At 51.0% G+C, this 23,849-nt stretch carries 17 protein-coding genes; 1 reads left to right on the top strand and 16 read right to left on the bottom strand.

The window, feature by feature from the left end:
* Positions 1-93 precede the first annotated feature (93 nt).
* From IEY24_RS21450 to IEY24_RS21420, 7 genes are all read right to left on the bottom strand, one after another.
* Positions 94-1,281, bottom strand: a complete 1,188-nt coding sequence (locus tag IEY24_RS21450) for a pyridoxal phosphate-dependent aminotransferase (protein WP_188935881.1) — start codon at positions 1,279-1,281, stop codon at positions 94-96.
* A gap of 106 nt (positions 1,282-1,387) precedes the next feature.
* Positions 1,388-1,870 (bottom strand): hypothetical protein, encoded by a 483-nt coding sequence (locus tag IEY24_RS21445; protein ID WP_188935879.1) that lies wholly within the window; start codon positions 1,868-1,870, stop codon positions 1,388-1,390.
* 33 nt (positions 1,871-1,903) lie between these two features.
* A complete protein-coding gene (locus IEY24_RS21440; protein WP_188935877.1) occupies positions 1,904-3,382 on the bottom strand; it encodes a SusD/RagB family nutrient-binding outer membrane lipoprotein in 1,479 nt (492 codons plus the stop codon).
* Between the two features lie 39 nt (positions 3,383-3,421).
* Positions 3,422-6,577 carry a SusC/RagA family TonB-linked outer membrane protein gene (locus tag IEY24_RS21435; RefSeq protein WP_188935875.1) on the bottom strand — a complete coding sequence of 1,052 codons (3,156 nt, stop codon included), beginning with the start codon at positions 6,575-6,577 and terminating at the stop codon, positions 3,422-3,424.
* A 781-nt stretch (positions 6,578-7,358) separates the two neighbouring features.
* Entirely contained in the window at positions 7,359-8,252 is an 894-nt protein-coding gene (locus tag IEY24_RS21430; RefSeq protein WP_262892425.1) for a carbon-nitrogen hydrolase, read from the bottom strand.
* 42 nt (positions 8,253-8,294) lie between these two features.
* Complete coding sequence (locus IEY24_RS21425) at positions 8,295-9,284, bottom strand: glycosyltransferase family 9 protein (protein ID WP_188935873.1); 990 nt, start codon at positions 9,282-9,284, stop codon at positions 8,295-8,297.
* A gap of 1 nt (position 9,285) precedes the next feature.
* Positions 9,286-10,191, bottom strand: a complete 906-nt coding sequence (locus IEY24_RS21420) for a lysophospholipid acyltransferase family protein (protein WP_188935871.1) — start codon at positions 10,189-10,191, stop codon at positions 9,286-9,288.
* A 103-nt stretch (positions 10,192-10,294) separates the two neighbouring features.
* Between IEY24_RS21420 and IEY24_RS21415 the strand changes: the two genes are divergently transcribed.
* Positions 10,295-10,636: a hypothetical protein gene (locus IEY24_RS21415; RefSeq protein ID WP_188935869.1), complete on the top strand. Its 342-nt coding sequence runs from the start codon at positions 10,295-10,297 to the stop codon at positions 10,634-10,636.
* On the opposite strand, the gene cobA is transcribed toward IEY24_RS21415, so the two are convergent.
* The 9 genes from cobA to IEY24_RS21370 all read right to left on the bottom strand — a co-directional run bounded on the left by cobA (position 10,633) and on the right by IEY24_RS21370 (position 23,809).
* Positions 10,633-11,406 (bottom strand): uroporphyrinogen-III C-methyltransferase, encoded by a 774-nt coding sequence (cobA, locus tag IEY24_RS21410; protein WP_188935867.1) that lies wholly within the window; start codon positions 11,404-11,406, stop codon positions 10,633-10,635. The genes IEY24_RS21415 and cobA overlap by 4 nt on opposite strands.
* A 78-nt stretch (positions 11,407-11,484) precedes the next feature.
* A complete protein-coding gene (locus IEY24_RS21405) occupies positions 11,485-13,713 on the bottom strand; it encodes a ferredoxin-like domain-containing protein (protein WP_188935865.1) in 2,229 nt (742 codons plus the stop codon).
* A gap of 124 nt (positions 13,714-13,837) precedes the next feature.
* Positions 13,838-15,082, bottom strand: a complete 1,245-nt coding sequence (locus IEY24_RS21400; RefSeq protein ID WP_188935863.1) for a sulfate adenylyltransferase subunit 1 — start codon at positions 15,080-15,082, stop codon at positions 13,838-13,840.
* A 19-nt stretch (positions 15,083-15,101) separates the two neighbouring features.
* Entirely contained in the window at positions 15,102-16,055 is a 954-nt protein-coding gene (cysD, locus tag IEY24_RS21395; RefSeq protein WP_229222826.1) for a sulfate adenylyltransferase subunit CysD, read from the bottom strand.
* A 31-nt stretch (positions 16,056-16,086) separates the two neighbouring features.
* On the bottom strand, positions 16,087-16,788 hold the full coding sequence (locus tag IEY24_RS21390) for a phosphoadenylyl-sulfate reductase (protein WP_188935861.1): 702 nt from the start codon (positions 16,786-16,788) through the stop codon (positions 16,087-16,089).
* 37 nt (positions 16,789-16,825) lie between these two features.
* A complete protein-coding gene (locus IEY24_RS21385) occupies positions 16,826-18,013 on the bottom strand; it encodes a trans-sulfuration enzyme family protein (protein WP_188935859.1) in 1,188 nt (395 codons plus the stop codon).
* Between the two features lie 78 nt (positions 18,014-18,091).
* Positions 18,092-19,270 (bottom strand): sulfite exporter TauE/SafE family protein, encoded by a 1,179-nt coding sequence (locus tag IEY24_RS21380; protein ID WP_229222818.1) that lies wholly within the window; start codon positions 19,268-19,270, stop codon positions 18,092-18,094.
* Positions 19,271-19,396: 126 nt separating this feature from the next.
* The gene (locus IEY24_RS21375) at positions 19,397-21,670 is read right to left on the bottom strand and encodes an FAD-dependent oxidoreductase (RefSeq protein ID WP_188935856.1); all 2,274 of its coding nucleotides are present in this window, start codon (positions 21,668-21,670) and stop codon (positions 19,397-19,399) included.
* Between the two features lie 48 nt (positions 21,671-21,718).
* Positions 21,719-23,809 carry a glycoside hydrolase family 2 protein gene (locus tag IEY24_RS21370; protein ID WP_188935854.1) on the bottom strand — a complete coding sequence of 697 codons (2,091 nt, stop codon included), beginning with the start codon at positions 23,807-23,809 and terminating at the stop codon, positions 21,719-21,721.
* Positions 23,810-23,849 lie beyond the last annotated feature (40 nt).

The raw sequence follows: 23,849 nt of genomic DNA, 5'->3' as shown, positions 1-23,849 counted from the left end.
ATTGTCACACTGAGCGAAGTCGAAGTACGAGGCGATGACGCAACTATCCTTCGACTTCGTTCAGGATGACATGAACGTTATGCATTCAAAGGCTTAACTCAGCGCGCTTAATGCGCCCACAAACGCCTTCATCTCGTCCATGGTACCGATACTAACCCGGCACCATGGTTTGCTCTGGATGTCGAACGAGCGTACGGCGATTCCCTTGGCGGTCATTTTACCGAGCAGTTCCTTGCCCGGAATGCTGATCGGGAAGAGCACGAAGTTGGTGTATGATGGGATGTATTTGTAACCCATCTTGTCGAGGTTTTCGTAGAGGTAAGTTTTTGCCTCGTGGTTCAGCTTGCGGGTGTTGCCCTGGAAGTCTTTGTCGTCGAGGCTGGCAGATGCCGCGAAGATCGACGTGTAGGAAATACCCATTCCACCGCGGGTGATTTTGTTGATGCCTTCGAGGAACTCAGGCTGCGCGGCAATGTAACCTACGCGGATACCGGCCATTCCCATGATCTTCGAGAAAGTACGGGCGATGATCACGTTTTTCTTCTGTGCCAGAAGCGAAACCATGCTTTGCGTATCGGCGCCTACCGCGAGCTCGATGTAAGCTTCGTCCACAAATACCGGTACTTTTTCGGAAACGCGTGAGCAGAAGTCGAGCAGGTCCTGGCCTTTGGTAATAGCGCCGGTCGGGTTGTTGGGGTTACAAACATAAACGAGTTTGGTATCCTTATCGATGGCTGCTTCCATCGCTTTCAGGTCGTGCGACCAGTCTGCCGTACAGGGAACGGGCTTCCAGGTAGCACCTACCGATTTCGCCACGCTCACGAGCGACATATAGCAAGGGTCAGCCGAAACGATATTGCCACCTTTCATGAAAGTTACCAATGCCACTTTTTCGAGCAAATCGGAAGAGCCGGGGCCCATCATAATGTGGTCTGCTGTAACGCCTTCTTTCTTGGCGATTTTATCGATGAGGTCGTACATTTCTTTCCATGCGTAACGGTTACCGTTTTTCACGGACTCCGCTACTGCCTTCTGGGCCGACATGGGCGGGCCGTAAGGGTTTTCATTGGCACTGAGTTTGGCAATGATCTTGGGCGCTTTGAAATCAGCCGGCAAGAAATGCTCTCTCACCATTGGGCTGCGGTAAATACGGCTTTCAGGATCCATTGCCAACGGGGTGTTTTCGAATGCGCCAGCAGTAAGGTGTGGGGCTACGGCGATGCCGCCTAATGCCATTAAACCGGATTTTAACAAGTTCCGACGGTCAATTTTTTGATTCATTGTTCAAGTGTTTAAGTACGTGACGATTAATATTCAGGAGTGAAAACCTTATTTCAATTTACAAATAATGTAGCCAATGTAAATGGCTATGTGACTTGTTTGTCAATTAGTTAGCTTGTACTTGCGAGAATCGCGTAAATGCAATTCCCTTGTGGCTGCCCGACCAGGATATTTTGATGATGCTGCCGGCTTTTGGTGCGGTTACGCCGAGGTCCGCCCAGGTTTTGTCGAGCTTGACCACTCCCTGTGCATCGGAACTAACCTCGCCCAGAACCGCGCCTGTGCGCAGGGTGATTTTAATGGCCAAATTCGGAACGGGAATGGAGTCGATGCCTTTGGTATGATCCAGAATATTGGTCTTGTCGAGTTCCAGTAACCTTGCCGAAAGTGTCAATTTTTCAGCGGTGGCGGCATAGGCCACGGTCGGTTCGCTGGCAATGGGAGCCCCGAAAGGTGCTCCTACGATGTCCACCAACACCGGAGCCACATCGCGGTCGAGGAACGGATCTTCTTCTTTGCAGGACACAAACCCGAGCGACAATGCGAGTAGCAGACAAGCAGAAGGGAAAAGCGATTTGATATTTTTCATAATCTTCGAAGTCTTGGAATTGGGAATAAACCGTTATTTCTCAGCCCACCACAGTTTGGTTTTCATGTCGTCGGCACCGCCGTTGAGTTTCACACCGTCGCCTACTGCGGCAGCATTCAGGGAATACTCGGACGCCGGGTAGTTGAAGCGTGTAGGGAGCGTTCCTCCATTGTTCAGCACTGCGCGCGGATCGGGTGCGGGGAATACCGGAAAGCCCGTTCTGCGCCATTCGATCCATGCTTCCACACCTTGTCCGAAGAGCGAGATCCATTTTTGTTCGAGGACTTTTTCCTTGCTTACCGGTCCTGCTTTGGTCATGTAGTCGGCAGGCGGCGTGAGGCCGTACTGTGCGAAAGAGGTGGTAATGCCGGTTTCGAAATACTTTTTGGCGTCGCCGGTAATATCGCCGTCGATAACCGCTTCGGCCAGGACGAAGTTGAGATCGGCGTAGGTCATGATCACTTCGGGCGCGGCCGCGTCGGTAAATGCTTTTCCGATGGTCGAGCTTGTTGCGAGATAGCCGGTAGCAATGGCGTCGGGCAGACCGTTGGCGTGGCCCTGATACAGGCCATCTTTGTTAGGGTTGGCATACACGGTAATGCGGGTGTCGCCCAATGCATTCATTTTGTCGGCCAGCGTCTTGCTGATGTTCCAGTCGGTACGGCCGCCCTGGATCAGGATCTGGTTCCATTCGTTGTTGCTCGGGAGCACAGTCGTGCATTTCAGCGAGGCATTATCGGCATTACTGCTGAAAATCGGGAACTTGGTTGCGTCGCCGAGGATTTCGGTGAAGATCGCCTTCGATTCGGCCGGTTTCTTGGCAGCCTGGCGGTTGGCAAGGCGCAGGCGGAGAGAGTTGGCGAATTTCTTCCATTTGAGAATGTCGCCTGAATACAAAATGTCCCCCGCGATAGCCGGACCGCCAACCGATAGCTTTTCGTTCGCCGTTTTCAGGTCATTCAGCAGGCCGGCATAAATGGTTTCCATCGAATCGTATTTCGGTGTGTAAACCGGCGTCCCCGCCGTGCCTTTGATGGCGTCGGTGTAAGGAATGGAGCCGTACATGTCCACGAGCAGCGAGAATACCCAGGTACGCATGACCAGCGCGACTCCTTCATAATTAGCGTTAGGTGAAGCGGATTCCGCATTGGTTTGGTTGATAATCCGCTGGAAGTTCAGCAGGCCATCGTTGAAAAAGCCTTTCCAGTTGTTGGACAGCAATGCGGGAGAAACGGTGTAGTCGTCGCCTTCGTTGCTGTAAATGTTGCGGGTAAGATGCTGCACGTATAGTTCGGCTGCATCGATATTGATGCGCTCGAAGCGGTCGCGGTGGCCCCAGTAGCGGTCAATGGAGGTTTCGATGCCGGTAGGAAGCAGGTACTGCGGGCCGATGGCCGTAGGGCTGTTCGGGCTCACGTTTATGCTGTCGAAATCCTTGGTGCAGCTGGTGATGCTCAATGCGCCTGCCAGGGCTGTCATCCAGATGTTTTTATGGGTTAAAATGCTTTTCATCTCGAAGTGATTTTAGGTCTTCAAATAATTTGGACAGGATCAGAACGACAGCGACAGGTTGGCACCAATGCTGCGGGAGCTAGGCAGCTCGCCATAACCGAATCCTTGCTGGTTTCCACCTTTCGCATCGATCTCCGGATCGATATGCGGGGTGTTTTTGAAGATCATCCAAACGTTCCGGCCCACGAGCGATATCTTGGCCGACTGGATTTTTACCTTTTTCAAAAGCGAAGGGGCAAATGTGTAGCCAAGCGATACTTCACGCAGTTTCACATAGCTCGCATCGAAAATCGCCGACTCGTGGTAGTTACGGGGGTTGGAATAGCCATAAAGCTGATTGGCAGTGACAATAATGTCGTTAGGAATGTACGATTTCGATCCATCGGCAGCCGTCACTTCACGTACTCCCTGACCGATCACACCTTCCTCGCGGCCCAATGCGGTTTCGGCATACTGGCCTGTCCAGCGGGCGGTTCCGGTGCCTTCGTCATAAATGTCGCCACCCATGCGAACGTCCACCAATGCGCTCAGCGACCAGCCCTTGTAATTCAGTGTGTTCAGCATACCGCCGATCCAGTCGGGCTGGATGTTACCCAATTTTTGTCCTGCGGCTGTCAATGGCAAACCATTTGCGCCGTAAACCACTTGTCCATTGTATTTCTGGAAACCTACGCCGTAGAATGTGCCGTAAGGCTGGCCTACACGTGCCTCCGACGACATACCGCGTTGTGTTGCCAGCGTGTAGGTTGTGAGCCCTTCCGCGAGTTCAACCACTTTGTTGCGGTTACGCGCCCAGTTGAGCGACACATCCCAGCTGAAACCGCCGGGCAGCTTCACGGGTGTTCCGCTGATCGAAATTTCGACCCCTTTGTTGGTGATCTTTCCTGCATTCAGGATACGGGTATTGTAGCCGCTGGCTTTCGAGATTTCTACACCGAGGATCTGGTCTTTGGTAGTCTGGCTGTAATAAGTCACATCCAAACCAATTTTGCCTTTCAAAAAGCGCAAGTCAGCACCCAATTCGAGGCCGGTTGTAATCTCCGGTTTCAGGCCGCTGTTGGCGATCTGGATGTTTTCAGAGAATTTCGGAACGGCACCATTCCATGAACCGCTGGCGAGGTAGGTCTGTGCGAGCTGGTAGGGCGTGGCATCGTTACCTACCTGAGCATAGCTGGCGCGGACTTTGCCGAATGTGAATACATTACTTTTCACATCGAACAACTCTGTCAGTACCGCGCTCAATGAGGCGGATGGGTAGAAGTACGAGCGTGCATTGGCAGGCAGCGTGCTCGACCAGTCGTTGCGGGCGGTCAGGTCAAGGAACAATGCGTCTTTCCAGGACAGGTTAGCAGTTCCGAACAAGCTCTGCGTTTCCGATTTGCGGATCTCCGATTCGATCGTGTTCTGGCTTGGAACCGAGTTTCCGGCATTGTAGAGGCCATCCACCACGAGCTCGCCTACATAGAAATAGTTTCTTTTGTAATAATTAGTCCTTTTAATGCCTCCCACCTGCACATTCAATCCAAAATCGGGTGAGATATTCTTGTTGTAGGTCAACATGAAATCCGAGTTCGTTTCCTGGCTGCGGAGTACTTCTTCTGAATAGCGGCCCGGTGTGCGCACGCCGTTGCGGACGCGCAGGAAGTTGGACACATTAATGCGGGTATCCGACCAGAAATCGGTTCCGCTTCGGATCATCAGGCTCAGCGAAGGCAATATTTTGTAGTTCAACGCGATGTTGCCCAACAGGCGGTCTTTCTCGTTGCTCTGAGGCAATTTCTTTTGCGAGAAATAGGGGTTGGTAAAGAAAGTATGCTGCCAGTTAGGTGGGTCGGTGTCGTTGCCGCGCTGGTTGTGAACACCCATATAGCTCTCATAGTCGCGTAACTGCGCCCACGAAACGTGCCGGTGCGACCAGATGAACTCCTGTCCGCTGCCGTAGCTCTTGTTGTCGGAGCCCGATTTGATATACTCGCCCGAAAGCGTAATGCTCAGGTTTTTGGTCAGGTTGTAGCCCGAGTTAATGCGGAAATTATTACGATGGAAATCATTGTAATACATAATGCCCGTCTGATCCACGCGGCTCAGGCCGAGGCGAAAGTAACCTTTATCATTACCACCATTGAGCGCAATGCTATTCGTAGTAGTACGACCGGTATTCCAGTACTCGTCCCAGTTGTTGGGCTGAGGAGTCAGTGGTGCAACATCGTCACCCGTCCACCACTGTCTCACCAGGCGCCCGTCCATCGGAGCTCCCCAGCTTTCGTCGGTTCCCTCTGATCCCACCAGAGGATATCTTGCGTCGTAAACGGCGCGGTATTGCGCAATTTCTGCCGGATCGGTGATGTTACCGCTCCATCCGTCGGTATACCAGGTGCGGTAGCCATTACCCCCACCATAGGTGTTCTGAAAGTTCGGTTTGATCCACGGACGTTCGAAAGTGATGTTGGAGTTGATATCCACACCAAGTCCTTTCGTACCCTGGCCGTTTTTAGTAGTAATCAAAATAACGCCGTTGGCAGCTCGCGAGCCGTACAATGCAGCCGCGTTTGGCCCTTTGAGAACGGACATTTCCTTGATATTGTCGGGGTTGATCTCCGAAATACCACCCCCCCACGTTTTGCTTGCAGTCTGTTCCATAGGTACACCGTCGATAACGATCAGCGGCTGGTTATTGCCCGAAACGGACGACGCCCCGCGGATCTGGATGGTTGAGCCACTGCCCGGGCCGCCGTTCGACTGAACGCGTACCCCGGCTATTTTACCCGAAAGTGCATTGGCTACGTTCGTTGAACGCGACTCGGTCAATGCGCTTCCTTTCACTTCCTGTACTGTATATCCCAACGCCTTTTTCTCGCGCTCGATACCGAATGCGGTTACGACCACCTCGGCAAGCTGTCGCGTGTCGGCGTCCAGTTTGATGTCGAATTTGGATTGGTTTCCGATCGGCATTTCTTTGATCAGGAAACCTACATATGAGATGACGAGCGTGCCGTCACCTGGAACCGAAAAGCTGAAATTACCGTCAGCATCGGCATTTGTACCTACATTGGTGCCTTTGTAAATGATTGACGCGCCTGCAAGTCCAAGACCATCTTCGGCTGCCGTTACCTTGCCGGACAGTTGCCGCACTTGTGCGAGAACGACCGGAGAACACAGACAAGCCCATATAAATAAGAGTAGAACTTTACGCATGGGGAATCAGAGTTAAATTGTTAGGTATTCGGTGGTAGTAGGAGGAGAAAAAGTTATGGCTGTGTGGCGTCCACACTTCCGTGCGCCGCACACACTTTCGCGTGGACAGAACAACACAGCCATAAGCTTGCAACACTGCTTTTCCGGAAAGCAATACCCTCTTTAATCGAGGACAAACAGTTCGAATAGTTTCAGCAAGGCCATAAAAAAGCCAGACGTCGACAAGCGGTGTTTGTCCACGGTATTAAGCAACCTGTATTAAAAAAATTATATTGTGTTGGAGCGTAACTTGCCCGGCGTCCATGTTTCGGCTCATCCGGTTTTCTGCAAGGCCCTCTCAACACGGTCAGATATATTCATGTGCGGCTGGAATATATCATCGGTTCAGAAGTTCTGTCATTCGTTTAATGACTTTTCAAATATACTGACAATGTCAAATAATGCAAGAGATTAGATTTAAAAATTGAAGTTTTTTGCAATAAAAATTGGTGATTTAAAATCAATACAGACTATTATTGTAATAATTCGATAAATAGTTTTACTAATCCGATTTTTAACCCTTCCTACTAATTTTATAGATTAATGCCCTAATTTTCTGCTCGTAATTGTCTTAAATATAGATGTTTATCGAATTGTGATACTTATAAAATTGTAACATCTGGTTACCGGGGCATTATTCGTGCACCGGGGTATGCAAACGTGTGCATTAACGAAAAAGAGCGCCCTGTTGCCGGGGCGCTCTTTTTGCGAGTATTAAAATAGTTATATTCCTACATCAGGACTAGTCTATAAACCGCTTCAAGATCGGGCGGTAGGAATCCACGCGGCGGTCGCGCAGGAAGGGCCAGGTAGTGCGGTAGAAATCGAGCTTTTCGAGATCCAGTTCTTCCACGTGCGTCACTTCGCCTTCGTGTGGGGCCAGGTAAAGCAGCCTTCCCTGCGGGTTAGCGATGAACGATCCGCCCCAGAACTGCTGGTCGGCTTCGCGGCCGACGCGGTTCACGGACACCACGTACACACCATTTGCGACGGCATGCCCGCGCTGCACGGTTTGCCAGGCGCCGTATTGCTCTTCATTGATAATGGGATCAGTTTCGTTCACATCCCAGCCGATGGCAGTAGGATAGAAGAGAATTTCCGCGCCCATGAGACTGGTAATGCGGGCCGCTTCAGGGTACCATTGGTCCCAGCAGATCAGCACGCCGATTTTGGCAAATTTGGTATTGAAGATCCGGTAGCCGTCTGTGTCCTGCTCGGATACGGGAGCGTCGCCGGGGGTAAAGTAGAATTTTTCATAGTAACCCGGGTCGTCGGGAATGTGCATTTTGCGGTATTTGCCCAGGTAAGCGCCGTCCGCGTCGAGTACGGCGGTGGTGTTGTGGTACAAGCCATGCGCCCGTTTCTCGAACAGCGAGGCGATGATCACCACGCCTAACTCTTTCGCCAATGCACCCAGCGACTCAGTAGAAGGACCCGGAATAGCCTCGGCCAGGCTGAAATTGCCATGGTCTTCGACATCGCAGAAATAGAGCGATTTGAACAGCTCTTGCAGACAGATGATATTTGCGCCCTTTTGCGCAGCCTCGCGGATTTTTTCGGTAGCCTTCTGAAAGTTAGCATCAACGTCCGAAGTGCAGCTCATTTGCACCAGACCAATGTTTACTTTTTTTGCCATTTTGGATGTTTGTGTGGATGAATAACGGACTGAAATGCAACACTAATTTTGCTGCGGGAGTTCTGGGATCGGGAAATCGAACGAAATATCGTTCATACATCTGAAATGGCCTTTCGGACATTTGCTATGGCCAATCTTCGAGCACGGGCGGCAATCGAGGCCCTTGACTTCCAGCTTCTCGAATGAAGTCCGATATGGATACATCCCGAATTCCGGTATCGTATTACCCCAGATAGCATAAACCTTCTTCCTGAATGCGGCCGCAACGTGCATCAATCCCGTGTCGTGCGAGAAGACGATCAACGCCTTTTGTATCAGGGAAGCCGATTGGTTGAAATTGTATTTACCACAGGCATTCAAAATCTGCGCGTCGCCTAATGCCAGGCGAATCGCCTCGCCAGCTTCGAAATCCTCCGGCCCGCCGAGCAAAATTACCGGATGGTTGATCTTACGGCAAAGCTCGATCATCCTGGACGCAGGCATTTTCTTGGTGAAGTGCTGCCCGCCGATCGCGTAGGCGACGTAGCTCTCCCGATGCGTTTCAGGCAGCCATTCGAGCTCTACCTGGTCTTTATAAGGAATAAAATAGTCGAGCCCCTCGCCGTCATTCTTAATGTTGAATGTTTTTAAAGTATCCAAACACCGGTCTACAATGTGCGTATCGGGTAGGTAATTGATTTTGAACTGTGTCATCAGCCACTTCTGCGCATTGAGCTTCTCAAAACTGAATGCGGGCACACCGAGCGTCCATTTGATGCGGAGCGTGCGGATATTGCGGTGGAGATCGATGATATAGTCGAACTTCTCCTTTTTGAGGAGCGACAGGATTTCGCTGGCGTTACCTTTTTCGAGCAGCCATACCTTATCTATGTAAGGATTGTCGCGGAGCAGGAATTCGAACTTGCTTTTCGTAAAATAATGGATTTCGGCCTCCGGCATCTGCTTTTTCAGGCAGCGTACTACGGGCGTCGTGAGCACGATGTCGCCAATGGAGGAAAAGCGCAGGACGAGGAATTTGACCGGTTTATTCACTTTATATTTCCTGAAGTAACTGTGATTGCGGCAGATTTTCCGGCTTTTTGTGTTTCCAGCGCTTGTGCGACCAGAGCCAGTTTTCGGGTTGATGGATGATATCCTGTTCCAGGAATCCAATCTGTGCCTGTAAAATGCTATTGTTGGGCGCCTGTTTCGGCGATTCGGTGATCAGTTTGAAATAACCTTTATAAAATCCTCTTTTTGCTTCATTCTTTAAAACGGCCATATATAAGACCGGAGAATTGAGCCGCCGTGCGATCAGTTCCACGCCACGAAACACACCGGTGTCCTGATTCAGGAATTTGGTCCAGAATGCTTTTTCGGGTACGGGCGATTGGTCGTTGATCAGGATAAATATAAACGGCCGGTCGCGAGGTTGCATGGCTTTGGAAATGGCTTCCTTCATGGTTACCATTTCGGTGCCGAACCGCGTCCTGACATTTTTGAACCAGTCTTCAAATACATCATTCTGAAGTTCGTGATAGACTACGACCATCTGGTGCGACAGCCGTACCGAGCCAAAGAGGTTGAGCATTTCCCAGTTTCCCAGGTGTCCAGCCACTACGACCAGGTTTTGATTTTTCTCATAATAATAATCCAGAATAGCCACATCGAGGTCGATCCGGGCCAAGAGTTCCTCCCTGGAAATAGATTTGAGTTTGATCGTTTCGAAGATGATATCGGTGAAATTGCGGTAAAATTTGCCTGCAATCGCCTGAATGGATTGTTCGTCGTAGGTGGGGAAACTGTTTCGAAGATTGCTTAATACGACTTTTTTCCTGTATTGACCGATATCAAAAATGAGGAACCGAAAGATGTCGGAGAGCTTGTAAATTTTTGCCCAGGATAGTCTCGAAATCGCATTAAGGACATTCAGGGACAAGTGGGTAAAAAACGCTTTCATTTGAGATTACTTCATTTGCAAACCAATAACCGGTTGGCAAAGGTAGCACTTCCGATCAATTTTTTTTCTTATATTCACTGGTTCAAACAGTAGAATTAATGCTATGCTGGAAGGATTATTTGATATCAAGAATGATCGCCGATTAAGCGTTTATCTGTACCGCGCTGGTTTCGGAATGTGGCTAATGTACCTCGTACTGGGGGCGCCCGCGCTGCACGTGTACAAGCATTACCGCCAGGATTGCGGCATGCTCTGTTTTGTACTGATGATCTTCGGTTTCACGGCCTCGATGGTGTACGACTATTTTCACCACCGCGATCAGTATGAGGTGAAGAAAAAATGGCTGTTTATCAGTTATGTGATTTTGGCCGGGATTATCTATTTCGTCGAATTCAGAGGCCACGAAAACAGCATCAATCTCGACTGGCTGCTAGGCCTGCTTTAATTCGCCAGGCCATTCACCGACTGCGAATCCTGCATCAGTTCCCGTACTTTTCCGTAAGAAAGATCCGGCAGTGCCGCCACTTTTCCGATGACGATAATCGCCGGAGAAGCCATTTCGCTTACTTGCGACAGCGGTACGATATTCCCGATCTTGCCGGTAACTACCTTCTGGTTTTCCAGCGTGCCGTTCTGGATGATGGAAATGGATTCGTCGAATTTGCCCAGTTGCGAATAAATGGAGACGATTTCCTGCAATTTGTGAAGGCCCATTAAAATGACCACCGTCGCCGTCGATTGAGCGGCCAGCTGGACGTCTTTGGAAAGTTCGTGGTGCTTGGTGGTACCGGTAATCACCCAGAAACTCTCGCTCATGCCGCGTGAAGTTAACGGGATGCCTGCCAATGCCGGGGCTGCGTAGCTGCTCGAAATGCCGGGAATGACTTCCGATTCAATGCCGTGCTCAGCTGCGAAAAGAATCTCCTCATAACCGCGACCGAATATGAAGGAGTCGCCGCCTTTCAGCCGCACCACTTCGCCGTATTGACGCGCCTTTTCGACGATCAGGTCATTGATATCGTCCTGACCGCAGCTGGTTTTGCCGAAGCGTTTGCCGACGAGGATCTTGACGCAATCTTCCGGGCAGTAATCCAGTAAAGAAGGGTGTGCAAGGGAATCGTACAAGACAACCCGCGCCTTTTGCAGGGCCTTGATCCCTTTGAGGGTGATCAGGTCGGGATCGCCCGGGCCCGCACCGATAAGTGTCAGTTTCATGGTGATGACGCGGTCGGTGGTCGGCGGCCGGCGGTCAATAACTTCGACCACCGACCGCTGACCACCGACCGCCGTTTATTAGCTATCCTTTCCAAACGAGAGCTCTTGCAAGGCAGGCTCCCCGGTTTCGATCAATTGAGACTCGCGGGTTTCGCGAACGAAATTCAGGAAGGTTTCGGCAGTATTGATGAAATAGCTGGCGAATGCTTCGCTTGGCTCGAATTTATTAATACTGAATACCAATGACTTGAACGGAGCTTCAGTCTGATTTTCTACTGCAAATTCCGCAGGAACATCATATTTGAACTCCTGCCCGAAATGCGTTTCGAAGTCGTTAATAATGCCATACTGCGTGTTGGTGGTCACGTCTTTCGACATTAAAAGACCTTTCGCCCCAGTGATGAACACGTTGTAAGCATGGTAAATCGAATCCGCCCAGACACCCGATTCGAAAGACTCTTTCGCAAGGTTCAGTTTCTCCTGGCCTTCAATGATGGTAGTCGCCACGAGGTCAACGAGCACGGAAGCACATTCTCCTACCCCGATTTCAGTTTTGAACAACTCATCGTGATCCCAGTCGCGGTAATCGTCGTCCTGAACGGTCGTCAGGTCTGCCAGCGGTTTCAGCAACTGGAAGAAGTAATTTTTAGTCTGGCGGAGGTAGTATTGGTTGAAATACTCACCATCCAATGCATTGGCTTCGTAGTCATTGAAAAGCAGGCGCAATACTTCCGGGCCACGTTTGGTAGGTACCTTAATTACTTTGTCACCTATTAGTCCAATGCCGTCGCCGGAGAAACCGCCGCCAAGCAACACTTGCAATGCGGGCAAGACGAGCTTGCCATTCTTGATCGAGCTGCCGTGGAAACCGATGTTGGCTGCATTGTGCTGGCCACAACCGTTCATACAGCCGCTTATCTTGATTTTAATGTCCTGATTATAGATCATTTCAGGGAACTCATCGCGCATCACGTCTTCGAGCACGCGGGTGATCCCGTAGCTGCTCGAAATCGCGAGGTTACACGTATCTGTTCCGGGGCATGTGGTAATGTCCATCGTGCTGTCGAAGCCCGGCGCAGCAAGCCCCAGTTTGGCAAGTTCGTGGTAAATGGCTACCAGATCTTCACCTTTTACGAAACGCAGGAGATAACCCTGGTTTACGGTTACGCGAATATCGTCGGCAGCATATTTACGGACTACATCGGCAAGGCTGCGGGCCGTGTCGGAGTGCATATCACCCAGCAAGACGCGCAGCTGCACGGCATACCAGCCTTTTTGTTTTTGCTCAAATGTATTAGTACGCAGCCATTTGGTGAAAATATCGAGCTTGTCGGCGTCAATGCTTTCGGCTGCGATTTTCAGGATTTCCGCTTCCGACAATGCCGGGCGAGGTGCGTGGTTGATCGCCTCATATTCATTGGTTCCAAACAAATCTTCCGGAATCTGGAATACCTTGTTACGAACCGCTTTACGTTCTTCTTCCACTTTTTCCATCATGCCTTCGAGGCCGAGGTCGTTCAAAAGGAACTTCATCCGTGCCTTGTGGCGACGTACGCGCTCGCCGTACCGGTCGAACACGCGAAGCATCGCTTCGATGAACGGGATGACTTTGTCTTCTTCGAGGAATTCGAATGCAGTCTGCGCGGAGAATGGCTGTGCGCCAAGTCCACCGCCGATCAGCACTTTGAAGCCGCGAACTGTTTCACCCGCTTCATTCTGACCCATTTTGGCGATCAAACCCACGTCGTGGATGAATGCCAATGCGCTGTCTTTTTCAGAGGAAGATACGGCTATTTTAAACTTCCGGCCCATATCCTGGTTGATTGGGTTACGGAGGAAATAGGAGAAGATCGAATGGGTGATCGGCGTCACATCGAACGGCTCATCCGGATCGATACCCGCGACAGACGATGCCGTAACGTTACGGATTGTGTTCCCACAAGCTTCTTTCAAAGTAATGCCTGCATCTTCCAGGTCGGCCCACAACTGGGGCGAGTCTGCAAGTTTTACAAAGTGCAGCTGGATGTCCTGGCGTGTCGTTGCGTGCAGGTTGCCCGTCGCAAATTTGTCGGAAGTATCTGCAATACGAACCAGCTGATCGGCTGTAATGCGACCGTAAGGCAGTTTGATACGAATCATCTGCACGCCGGGCTGGCGCTGACCATACACACCGCGTGTCAGACGGAACTTACGGAACGCCTCTTCCGGGGTCTCACCGGAGTAGAAACCACCGATCTTTTGTTGCAGGTCAATGATATCGCGCTTCGCAACGGCGGATACTTTGTCAGAAATGATTAAATCGCTCATGATGATATTCTAATCGTCTATCGGGATAGTATATTTTTATTCAATAGTGCGTTCTATGTCATCCTGAGCGTAGTCGAAGGATATTTGCGATATCGCACGCGCTTCGACTGCGCTCAGCGTGACATTACTCGATCATACAAGCCCCGACCGTCACATTGGACGTTTCGTCGATCAAAATCGCTGCGCCGTTTGCACGGTTTTTCTGATAGGGGTCGTATGCGATGGGCTGGGCCGTCCTGAGCACAATTCTTGCTACGTCGTTCAATTTCAGGGCCTCCACCTCATCCAGTTTTTCATAAGAGTTGATGTCGATTTGATATTCGATGCCACGGATCGAACAACGTGAACGTGCCGTGCCGTGTTGCAAAACGTATTTGTTACCTGGTTTCAACGTCTTCTTGTCGTCCATCCAGCAAATCAATGCTTCGATATCCTGGCTCACGATCGGCGAGTTGTTAACAGAAACAATGGTGTCGCCGCGGCTGATATCGATATCGTCTTCGAGTAATATCGTTACAGACTCAAGAACAGACGCCTCCGGTATTTCGTTTCCGCCAAATTCGATTTTAGCGATTTTAGATTCTCTCTCAGAGGGCAATACCTTAATGGCGTCCCCCTTTTTGAAAGTACCGCTCTGGACACGTCCGGCATAACCGCGGTAGTCGTGCAGCTCGTCGGTCTGAGGGCGGATTACATATTGTACCGCGAAACGGCCGTCTTCCTGGTTCTGGTCTTTCAACACATTCACATTTTCCAGAACCGAAAGCAGTGTTTCACCCGTGTACCACGACATGCTCTCCGAACGGTCGACGATATTGTCGCCATTCAGGGCGCTTACCGGGATAATGGTAAGGTCTTTAATGGCAAGTTTCTCAGCTAATGTTTTATAGCTTTGAGCGATTTCAAGGAATGCATCCTCCGAGTTTCCTACCAAATCCATTTTGTTTACCGCCACGATCACGTGCGGAATGCCGAGCATGGAGGCGATCAGCGAATGGCGGCGGGTTTGCTCCACCACACCGTGGCGCGCGTCCACCAAAATAATGGCCAGATCCGCATTGGAAGCACCGGTAACCATGTTACGGGTATACTGAATGTGCCCCGGCGCATCGATGCTGATGAACTTGCGGTTCGGCGTCTGGAAATATTTGTAAGCGACATCAATGGTAATGCCTTGCTCGCGCTCCGAACGCAGACCGTCCGTCAGCAATGCGAGGTCGATTTCACCGGCATTACGGGTTTTGCTGGCACGCTCAATGGCTTCCATCTGATCGGCCAGGATATTTTTTGTATCGTAAAGCAAGCGACCGATTAATGTGCTTTTGCCATCGTCAACCGAGCCTGCTGTTATAAATCTTAGTAAATCCACTTTGTTTGTTCAATTTAAATCAAAAATATCCGCCCTTCTTACGGTCTTCCATCGCCGCTTCCGTCTGCTGGTCGTCAATCCGGGTTTCGCCGCGTTCGCTGATGCGGGAAATGGTGATTTCAGCGATTACTTCGTCCAGGGTGGCTGCTGCGGATTCTACTGCCGCGGTGCAGGTCATATCGCCCACGGTACGGAAACGCACCTGGCGTGTTACGATCTGATCTTCCGGATCGGGTTCGATTACCGGCGTATTGTTCAACAATTTGCCGTCGCGGAGGATCAGTTCGCGCTCATGTGCGAAATAGATCGAAGGCAACTCGATTCCTTCTCTTTTCAGGTAAGCCCAGACATCTAGTTCGGTCCAGTTCGAGATTGGGAACACGCGCACGTTTTCACCTTTCTGAATCCGGCCATTGAACAAATTCCAAAGCTCGGGGCGCTGACGTTTCGGGTCCCATTGACCAAACTCGTCACGGAACGAGAAGATACGCTCTTTCGCGCGTGCTTTTTCCTCGTCACGGCGTGCGCCGCCAATACATGCGTCAAATTCAAATTCTTCGATGGTATCCAGCAACGTGAAGGTTTGCAGCCAGTTACGGCTTGCATTCTTGCCGGTTTGCTCTTTCAAACCTTTCGCTTTGATGGTATCCTCTACATAACGAACGATCAGTTTCGCATTGATCTGCTCTGCCAGCGTGTCGCGGTACTCGATCGCCTCAATGAAGTTGTGACCGGTATCGACATGCACGAGCGGGAAGGGGATTTTGCCGGGTGCGAATGCTTTTCTCGCCAAATGAACCAATGTGATCGAATCCTTACCTCCTGAAAACAACAGGGCAGGGCGCTCAAACTGGCCGGCTACTTCACGCATAATGTAAATGGCCTCTGCTTCCAGCTGATCCAGGTAATCCGGAGCGCTGCGTTCACTAATCTCCCGTTGGATGTCGGAGGCCTCGTTCACTGAAATTGACATATTTTTGGTTATTGATTTAAATGTTAATGGGTTACTTCGCGTGCAACCCGCACTCCTTCTTCGACTCGTCTTCCCACCACCATCTTCCAGCGCGGAAATCCTCGCCTTCCTGGATCGCACGTGTACAAGGTGCGCAGCCGATGCTCACGAAACCTTTGTCGTGCAATGGGTTATAGGGAATGCCGTTTGATTTTACATAATGTTTCACCTCTTCGAACGACCAATGCAGGATCGGGTGGAACTTGAAAAGCTGATGCGCTTCGTCCCATTCGAGCCTCGGCATATCATGACGGTTTCCCGACTGTTCTGCCCGGATACCCGTCACCCAGATTTTCGCACCTTTCAACGCACGGTTCAGCGGCTCTACCTTACGGATGAAGCAGCACTCCTTCCGGTTCTCAATCGACTCGTAGAAACTGAGGGGCCCTTTCGTGCTGACCATGTTCTCTACCGCCTCCGTTTGCGGGTAATACACCTTTATTTTGGTGTCGTACCGGTTATTGGTCTTTTGCAGAGTCATATATGTCTCTGCGAAAAGCCTTCCGGTATCCAATGTGAAGATGCCGATATTGATGTTATTCTTTAAAATGAGGTCGCTGATCACCTGGTCCTCATACCCGAGGCTGGTTGAAAAAACGACTTCACCGGGAAAAAGATCCGCCAGTATCGCGAGCGATTCGATTTCACTTTTACCCTCGATGGCGGCGTTTAAAGATGCTAATGTTTCGTTCATGGTGAATATCGGGCCGCATAGCAACCCACTTTAATGCTTACTCCAATATATCACTTTTCACCGACACTTCCACGGCTTGCGTGAAGTCCTCGATGAGGTCCTCAATGTCCTCTAAACCAACCGAAATGCGGATCAAACCTTCGGTAATGCCCAATGCGGCTTTCTCTTCCGGTTTCAGTTTCGCGTGGGTGGTCGTGTTCGGGTTGGTAACGATCGTGCGGGTGTCGCCCAGGTTGGACGACAGCGATGCGATCTCCAATGCATCCATAAATGCCGCCACACGTTCGAAACCGCCTTCGAGGTCGATGGTCACGATGGATCCGCCGGCGCTCATTTGCTGCTTCGCAAGCGCATATTGCGGGTGCGATTCCAGGAATGGGTATTTTACCGATTTTACATCCGGATGCTTCTCCAAAGCCGTGGCCAGTGCCAACGCGTTGGAAGCATGTTTCTCCATTCTCAGGTGCAGCGTTTCAAGGCTTTTGCTCAAAACCCAGGCGTTGAATGGCGACATCGACGGCCCGGTCTGGCGGCAGAAAAAGCGCAGCTCCTTGATATATTCTTTTTTACCTACAACTATACCCCCCAAAACGCGGCCTTGTCCGTCCATGAACTTCGTGGCGGAATGCAGCACGAGGTCGGCACCGAAATCGGCCGGGGTTTGCAATGCAGGTGAGGCAAAGCAGTTATCTACATTGAAAATGATATTATGCTTCTTGGTAATGCGACCGATCATCGCGAGGTCTACCAGGTCGAGTCCCGGATTGGACGGAGTTTCGAGGTAGATCATGCGGGTATTAGGCTGTACTGCCGCTTCCCATTCTGCTTCGCTTGCGTCCGCATCCAGGTATGTGTGTGTAATGCCCCATTTCGGTAGTATCTGCGTAATAATCTGGTGCGCGGAGCCGAACAATGCACGGCAAGCCAGGATGTGGTCGCCGCTTTTCAGCAATGCAGCCATGCTTGCGAACACCGCCGCCATACCGGTTGCCGTTGCCACACCGTCTTCCAGACCTTCCAGCATACAAACCTTATCCACGAACTCCTGCACGCTAGGGTTCGAAAAGCGGCTGTAAATGTTACCTTCTTCGGTTTCCTCGAAAAGCGCTTTTCCCTGTTCTGCGCTCTCGAATGTGAAGCTGCTGGTCAGGAAAAGGGGAGTCGAATGCTCGCGATACTTGGTTTTACTGGTCTGGGTGCGTATCGCTTTGGTCTGTTTTTTCATGATGTGGATACTTCGGCTGTCGGCTTTCGGCGGTCAGCTTTGATTTATAATTGATGATTTCCGGAATGCACCGGTATGTTATAAGCTGCTTAAAACCATATAAATAATCCTCACGCTGACGATGATGACGATCGTTCCTACCATGATCATCATGGTCTTGATCGGCAGGCGGCGGGATAGTGTGGCGGCGATCGGGGCGGAGACCATACCACCGAGGATAAGGCCCAATACCACTTGCCAGTGTGAAAATCCGATGATGCTGATGAATGTGACCGAGCTTGCCAGCGACACGAAGAACTCTGCGAGGTTCACCGATCCGATGGTGTATTTGGGGTGCCTTCCTCGCGCAATCAGCGTAGAGGTTACAATAGGTCCCCAGCCGCCACCGCCGATGGAATCCAGCGTTCCGCCTGCCATCGCCAGCCAGCCGATCTTCTTGATCGGCCTTTTTTCAACTCGTTTCTTTAACGCTTTCTGGATAATAAGGATTCCCAGGATCAGCGTATAAATTGCCACCAACGGCTTAATAATGTAAATGTATTGTTCGAGGGACGATAGGGCATAGGCACCCACGATCGCGCCGAGCACGCCGGGGAAGAGTATCTTTTTGAACAACTTGCTATTCACGTTCCCGAATTTCAGATGCATATAACCTGAAACGCCGCTCGTGAAGATCTCGGAAGTGTGGACGCTGGCACTCACGGCCGACGGCGGAACACCCAATGTCAGCAGGAAGGTGGATGCCGTAACGCCGTAGGCCATGCCCAGCGCGCCGTCGATCATCTGGGCTACAAAGCCGCCAAGGATATAGTAAAAAAAGCTTTCACTCACTTCGAGCTCGTTCCAGAGTAACGTAAGCCGGTCGTAGGAGAAAAAGGTGAAAAGCAAATGCCCGACAATCATCAATGCGATCGCAGAGAAGATGTTAACCGCTACTTCGGTGCGGCTCCGTTTGCGGACGGTTGCTGCCCAAAGCTTTTGCTGGATGGTTTCCCAGGTAAGGGGTATTTTTGGATTATTTTTAGAAGTCGAATATGCTGGGCCGGCATTTACGGGACTGTTTCCGGCCTGCTGGAAGATATCGTCCGATTCTTCCGGCAGATCACGCAGAAAAACCACCTTCCCCTGTTCACGCGCAAGCACAGCCAAACGCCGATCTTCCTCAGGATCACCACTTGCGATATAAGCAACGTGTAACGAATCCCAATTCTTTTCGCTGTTTTCAGTTGAGGGTGTAAAATCCGCCGCTTCCTTCAAAGTCTATGTAGTATACTATAATTATAGAGTAAACTTTCAAGAAAATAGCAAACAGATGTTTGCTATTTCAGGACGGCAAATTTAAGATCAATTTATTAGTTTTCAAAGAATAAAACGGAAGCCGCGCTAATAAACGCGGACTTCCATGAGCGATACCGGCACATGTGCGTGGCTGTTTTGCAGCCTGATTTTCAGCGAATGCGTCGTTACCGGCATGGTCAACGTCAATGTTCTTTTCGTCAGGTGGTTGTCATTTATTGTTCCGATCACATTATCTGCATCATCGAGGACCTCTATATGCTGGGTACAGAAAGGCATTACCGTTTCAGGATGGACGTAAATCACGTTCTCCATCGGGTGGTCAAAATCGGTGTCGAATACGAAATCTATTTTAGAAATGCTTTGTTTTTCATTCCATTGCAGATTTAACTCAGGATTGCGATCGTCGATGGCGGCTACCCAGGCATTCGGCCCCGCAATGGGCCTGTGCCAGCCATTTTGTAGTTTTTCTGTGCCAAAGAGTGAAACAGGTTTGCTCAATGCAAATGCGAGGTTTAAACCGGCCGGGCGGCGTTGCGGGCACCAGAACTCGAAAGTGTCCACGCCTAAATCCTCGGTCGGCTCCTGCTTGCCGTAGTTTGAAACCGCCGGATTGGTTGCATTGAAAACGGTTACCAGCCCGGTTACGCGCTGTTCGCTGTACTGGATTCTGACGTGCTCATTTTTCAGGAAGCAAACGAACGCATAGCATTCCTCCGGAAAGTAGCTGTCCCAATCCAGAACCAGTTCATGCCTGCCCGCTATCAAACGATAGCTTCTGGTTTCCAAAGTCACGTCAGGCGTGTGATTGAATGCTTTGCTGCTTTTGCGGAGTTCCACCAACAGTTCTGTATCCTGCGAAGCTTCAACCCACACTGTCACCGCAGGTATATCGCCCTTTACAGGCAGCATTTGCGCGACGGAATGCTCGATCGGTTTCCAAAGGTCGGAACCAGCCAGTTCTTTCAGTTCCAGTGTAGAAGAAGCCATTATTTGCGCGTGATTTAGCAGGTTGTCAGGGTCTGAAATCGCGGTTTGTGGCAAATATTGACCCGAGCGCCAAAGTTCCAGCTGCAATTCTTCCAAATGCTTTTCGCCCACTTCCCGCGGTGAGCAGTTATGCTTTTTAGCAACCGCCGCCGCAATCGCGACCGCCTGTCCGCCGGTGGCACTGGTGGCCATTACCCGCGTGGATGCAAACGCGACGTGCGTAGCGCTGATAATGCGGCCCGCAATGAACAGGTTTTCAATATTTTTGCTGTAAAAACATCGGTAGGGGATACTGTAAACGCCTTTGCTATGCCACTGGTTGCAGCCAGCCTGGTCGGAATACACACCGTCGGCGGGGTGGAGGTCGAGGCTCCAACCGCCGAATGCCACCGTGTCGGGAAATACCTGCTGATCGACCACGTCCTGTTGTTTCAGGAGATAATCGCCTTCAAAACGACGACTCTCGCGCTTTCCGGGGATAGCACCGACCCATTCGAGCGTCATATTATCCGCTTCCGGGAATTCACCGGAGTTTTTAATATAATTCCAGGCGCCGTAAACGACCTTCCAAAGCTCCCACTTGATTTTCTCGGTATCGTGCACGGTATCCATTCTGCCGCCGTATTCCAGCCACCACAGCCGGCAACCGAAGTCTTTGGGATTGAAAGTCTTATAGCGCGGAATTTCGGTAATGTCCTGCAAAGCAAAGGAAGGCGGAACGAATTTCACCGGCCGGCCTATGTCTTTGGAATAGAAATACATAGAATGTCCCAGCAACTCGCCATACCCCTTGTCCGGCGCGAACTTTTCACCAAATTCCTCCATCGGCTCGGCACCCATCCGAAACGCGGCGCCCGCCAGAAACCCCATGATGCCATCACCCGATGCATCGCAGAAAAGCGGCGCGGTTATTGAGTATTTGGTACTATTCTGGCTGCAAAATGCATGAACAGCTTCGATCTTATCGCCAGTTTGTGTTTTATCAAGATCGTAAACCGCCGTGTTGAGCAGTAGCGTGATGTTGTCTTCCTGTGTTACTTTTTCCAGTAAAACCGTATCGAAGATCAACGGGTTGCCGTCGGGGTTGCGGTAGGCGTTTTCAAGCATAATTTCATCAATTACGCCACCCTCACGCGCCCAGCGGTTGTTGTTCCCCATATGCGAGGTGGCACCCAATATCCATAGCCGCACCTCGCTCGAACAGTTACCACCCAACACGGGCCGGTCCTGTACCAGTACTACCTTCAATCCGGCCCGTGCCGCGGTAATGGCCCCGCAGGTGCCTGTCAATCCGCCTCCTACAATCACCAGGTCTGCCGCGAGCGCAATGGTTTTGGGTTCTCTTTTGTGTGTCGATTCTCCGATTATCATCTTGTCAGGTCTTTATATGTCATAGTCTGCCAGCCATTTACGGCGGCATTATTTAAGGTCAATGTCAGTTTGGATGGTAATGAAGCCGGTCGGCTTAATTACTGTAATATGTATTTGCTTATCGAACCCGCGGATGGGTATCGCGATCTCCCTGCTCTCGCCTGGATTCAGATCGGGTACCACAATGCTTGCCTCGCCCGCCTTCAGAATATACCCACGCAGGGTTTTTGAAGGGAAATCACCACGGGAAGTGACTTTTAAAACCAGTTGATGAACCCCCTGACCGCCGGTTTTGAAACTTGCTTTTTCAATCAAAACAGGGGAAAATTCTTTCTGATGGACCGGATAGGCCAGCCTCGGAGACCGGTCGGGTCCTACAATGCCCCATGGACGGAAACCATTCACATTTGTGCCGAAAAGCTTGCTTCGATAGTCATTATAAGTCCACCACGACGCACCGGCTACGAACGGGCGTTTCCGGATTTCCGCCATTACATCTGTTAAATGTTGAGCTTGTCCCTGCTCACCGCCTTTGCCATCCGACCGCGTGCCCCATTCGCTGATAAACACCGGTTTGTTAGGATACAGCTTGTGAATATGGTCCAGTGATTTGGCATGGCCGCCATAAGTATTAGTAGAAACAAAATCGACATACTGACTGGCCTCGTCTTCCGGTTTCTCGGGTAGCGAATTCAGCAGCATACTGGCGAATGTGTACAGGCGCGTAGGATCGAGCTCGCGTGCGTAAGCGATCATATCTTTCGTCCAGCGCTGGCCGGAAGCAGTGGTAGAGCCGTATTCATTACCCACGCTGTACGCGATCACACTGGGGTGGTTCCAGTCGCGTTCGGCCATTTCGCGGAACTGCGACCGGAATTTCGTCCGCATCGAGTCGTTATCCATTTGCTTGGGCGTAAGCTGCCAGTTACCGGCTTCGGTGATGATCAGCATGCCGTAGCGATCGGCCAGGTCGTAGAAATATTCGGACGGTGTGTAATGCGTCAGACGCTGGAATTCCATTCCGGCCTCTTTCATCAATTTGAAATCCTTCTCGATCAGCCAATCGGGTTCCAGCGAGCCGAGGCCAGGATAATCGATCACCCGGTTGCCACCACCCACTCTCACCGGCTTTCCGTTCAGGAGAATCCGCGTGCCGCTTACTTCAATTTTCCTGATCCCGAAGTTCGAAGCCAGCGTATCGCCACCAATGATGGTTTTCAATTCATACAGATTGGGCTGGTCCAGGTCCCAAAGTTTGGTTTGCGCTGCCGTCAATGCAGCTTCGGCTTCAATCACCGCGGTTTGCCCTGCCGGAATGCTCGCCTCGTTCGTTTTCCATTTCAGCGCCAAAGGCTTTTTGTCTTGCCAAACGGAGAAGTCGATTTTGGGATTGGTCGCGCTCGCCGACGCATTCCGCACCCTGATTTTAGCTTTCACTACCGCAGAGCCTTTGGCCAGATCAGGTAACGGGTCGATCTTCACGTTTTCGGCATAAACCTCCGGTTCAATCGTCAGGTAAACCGGCCGGATAATGCCGCCATAGTTCACCCAACCCACAAATCCGTCGTTGATATCGCCCTTGTCCTTAATGCCGGGGATCGTGTTTGTTTTCCAGGTATCGTTATTCACAGCCACTACGAGCAGGTTGTTGCCGTCTTTCAACTGGTCGGTCACATCGAAGCTGAAAGGCGTGTAGCCGCCCTCGTGTTCACCGACTTTCTGACCGTTCAGCCATACATTGGTTTTGTAGTAGGCACCGTCGAAATGCAGGATCACGCGTTTTCCGGCGGCAGGTTTCCAGGCAAAAGTCTTGCGGTACCAGGCCGTACCGGTATAAAATTCATAACGCGGATCAGTCGAGAAGCAATGCGGCACCGTTACCTTGTCCTGGCGGCTTTCCTGTGCAATACCGTCGCGGTACCACTGGTTGGCAACGCCCAGCCCGGCCGGGTCGAGCAGGAACCACCATTCACCATGCAGCGTGATCGCATTCGGCTGCCGGATGTGGTACTCAGCCACACCCGGCTGGGCCGCACCCGGCTGGGCCGCACCCGGCTGGGCCGCACCCGGCTGGGCCGTCAGCCGCGTGCAGGTTAATGATAATAGTAATGAGAAGGTTAAAAGGGTTAAGCGTTTCATTGTGTGAGTGTCGTTCGGTTACGGTTTTGTTTTTTGGGAT

This window comes from Dyadobacter endophyticus (genome assembly GCF_014641595.1).
Lineage (GTDB): Bacteria > Bacteroidota > Bacteroidia > Cytophagales > Spirosomataceae > Dyadobacter > Dyadobacter endophyticus.
The sequence above is the reverse complement of the archived record's forward strand: the minus strand, read 5'-3'. Positions and strand labels throughout refer to the sequence as shown.

Excerpts from the sequence above, each read along its gene's own strand:
- IEY24_RS21450 (WP_188935881.1), bottom strand. The coding sequence starts at position 1,281 with ATGAATCAAAAAATTGACCGTCGGAACTTGTTAAAATCCGGTTTAATG.
- IEY24_RS21445 (WP_188935879.1), bottom strand. The coding sequence starts at position 1,870 with ATGAAAAATATCAAATCGCTTTTCCCTTCTGCTTGTCTGCTACTCGCA.
- IEY24_RS21440 (WP_188935877.1), bottom strand. The coding sequence starts at position 3,382 with ATGAAAAGCATTTTAACCCATAAAAACATCTGGATGACAGCCCTGGCA.
- IEY24_RS21435 (WP_188935875.1), bottom strand. The coding sequence starts at position 6,577 with ATGCGTAAAGTTCTACTCTTATTTATATGGGCTTGTCTGTGTTCTCCG.
- IEY24_RS21430 (WP_262892425.1), bottom strand. The coding sequence starts at position 8,252 with ATGGCAAAAAAAGTAAACATTGGTCTGGTGCAAATGAGCTGCACTTCG.
- IEY24_RS21420 (WP_188935871.1), bottom strand. The coding sequence starts at position 10,191 with ATGAAAGCGTTTTTTACCCACTTGTCCCTGAATGTCCTTAATGCGATT.
- IEY24_RS21415 (WP_188935869.1), top strand. The coding sequence starts at position 10,295 with ATGCTGGAAGGATTATTTGATATCAAGAATGATCGCCGATTAAGCGTT.
- cobA (WP_188935867.1), bottom strand. The coding sequence starts at position 11,406 with ATGAAACTGACACTTATCGGTGCGGGCCCGGGCGATCCCGACCTGATC.
- IEY24_RS21405 (WP_188935865.1), bottom strand. The coding sequence starts at position 13,713 with ATGAGCGATTTAATCATTTCTGACAAAGTATCCGCCGTTGCGAAGCGC.
- cysD (WP_229222826.1), bottom strand. The coding sequence starts at position 16,055 with ATGTCAATTTCAGTGAACGAGGCCTCCGACATCCAACGGGAGATTAGT.
- IEY24_RS21390 (WP_188935861.1), bottom strand. The coding sequence starts at position 16,788 with ATGAACGAAACATTAGCATCTTTAAACGCCGCCATCGAGGGTAAAAGT.
- IEY24_RS21385 (WP_188935859.1), bottom strand. The coding sequence starts at position 18,013 with ATGAAAAAACAGACCAAAGCGATACGCACCCAGACCAGTAAAACCAAG.
- IEY24_RS21375 (WP_188935856.1), bottom strand. The coding sequence starts at position 21,670 with ATGATAATCGGAGAATCGACACACAAAAGAGAACCCAAAACCATTGCG.
- IEY24_RS21370 (WP_188935854.1), bottom strand. The coding sequence starts at position 23,809 with ATGAAACGCTTAACCCTTTTAACCTTCTCATTACTATTATCATTAACC.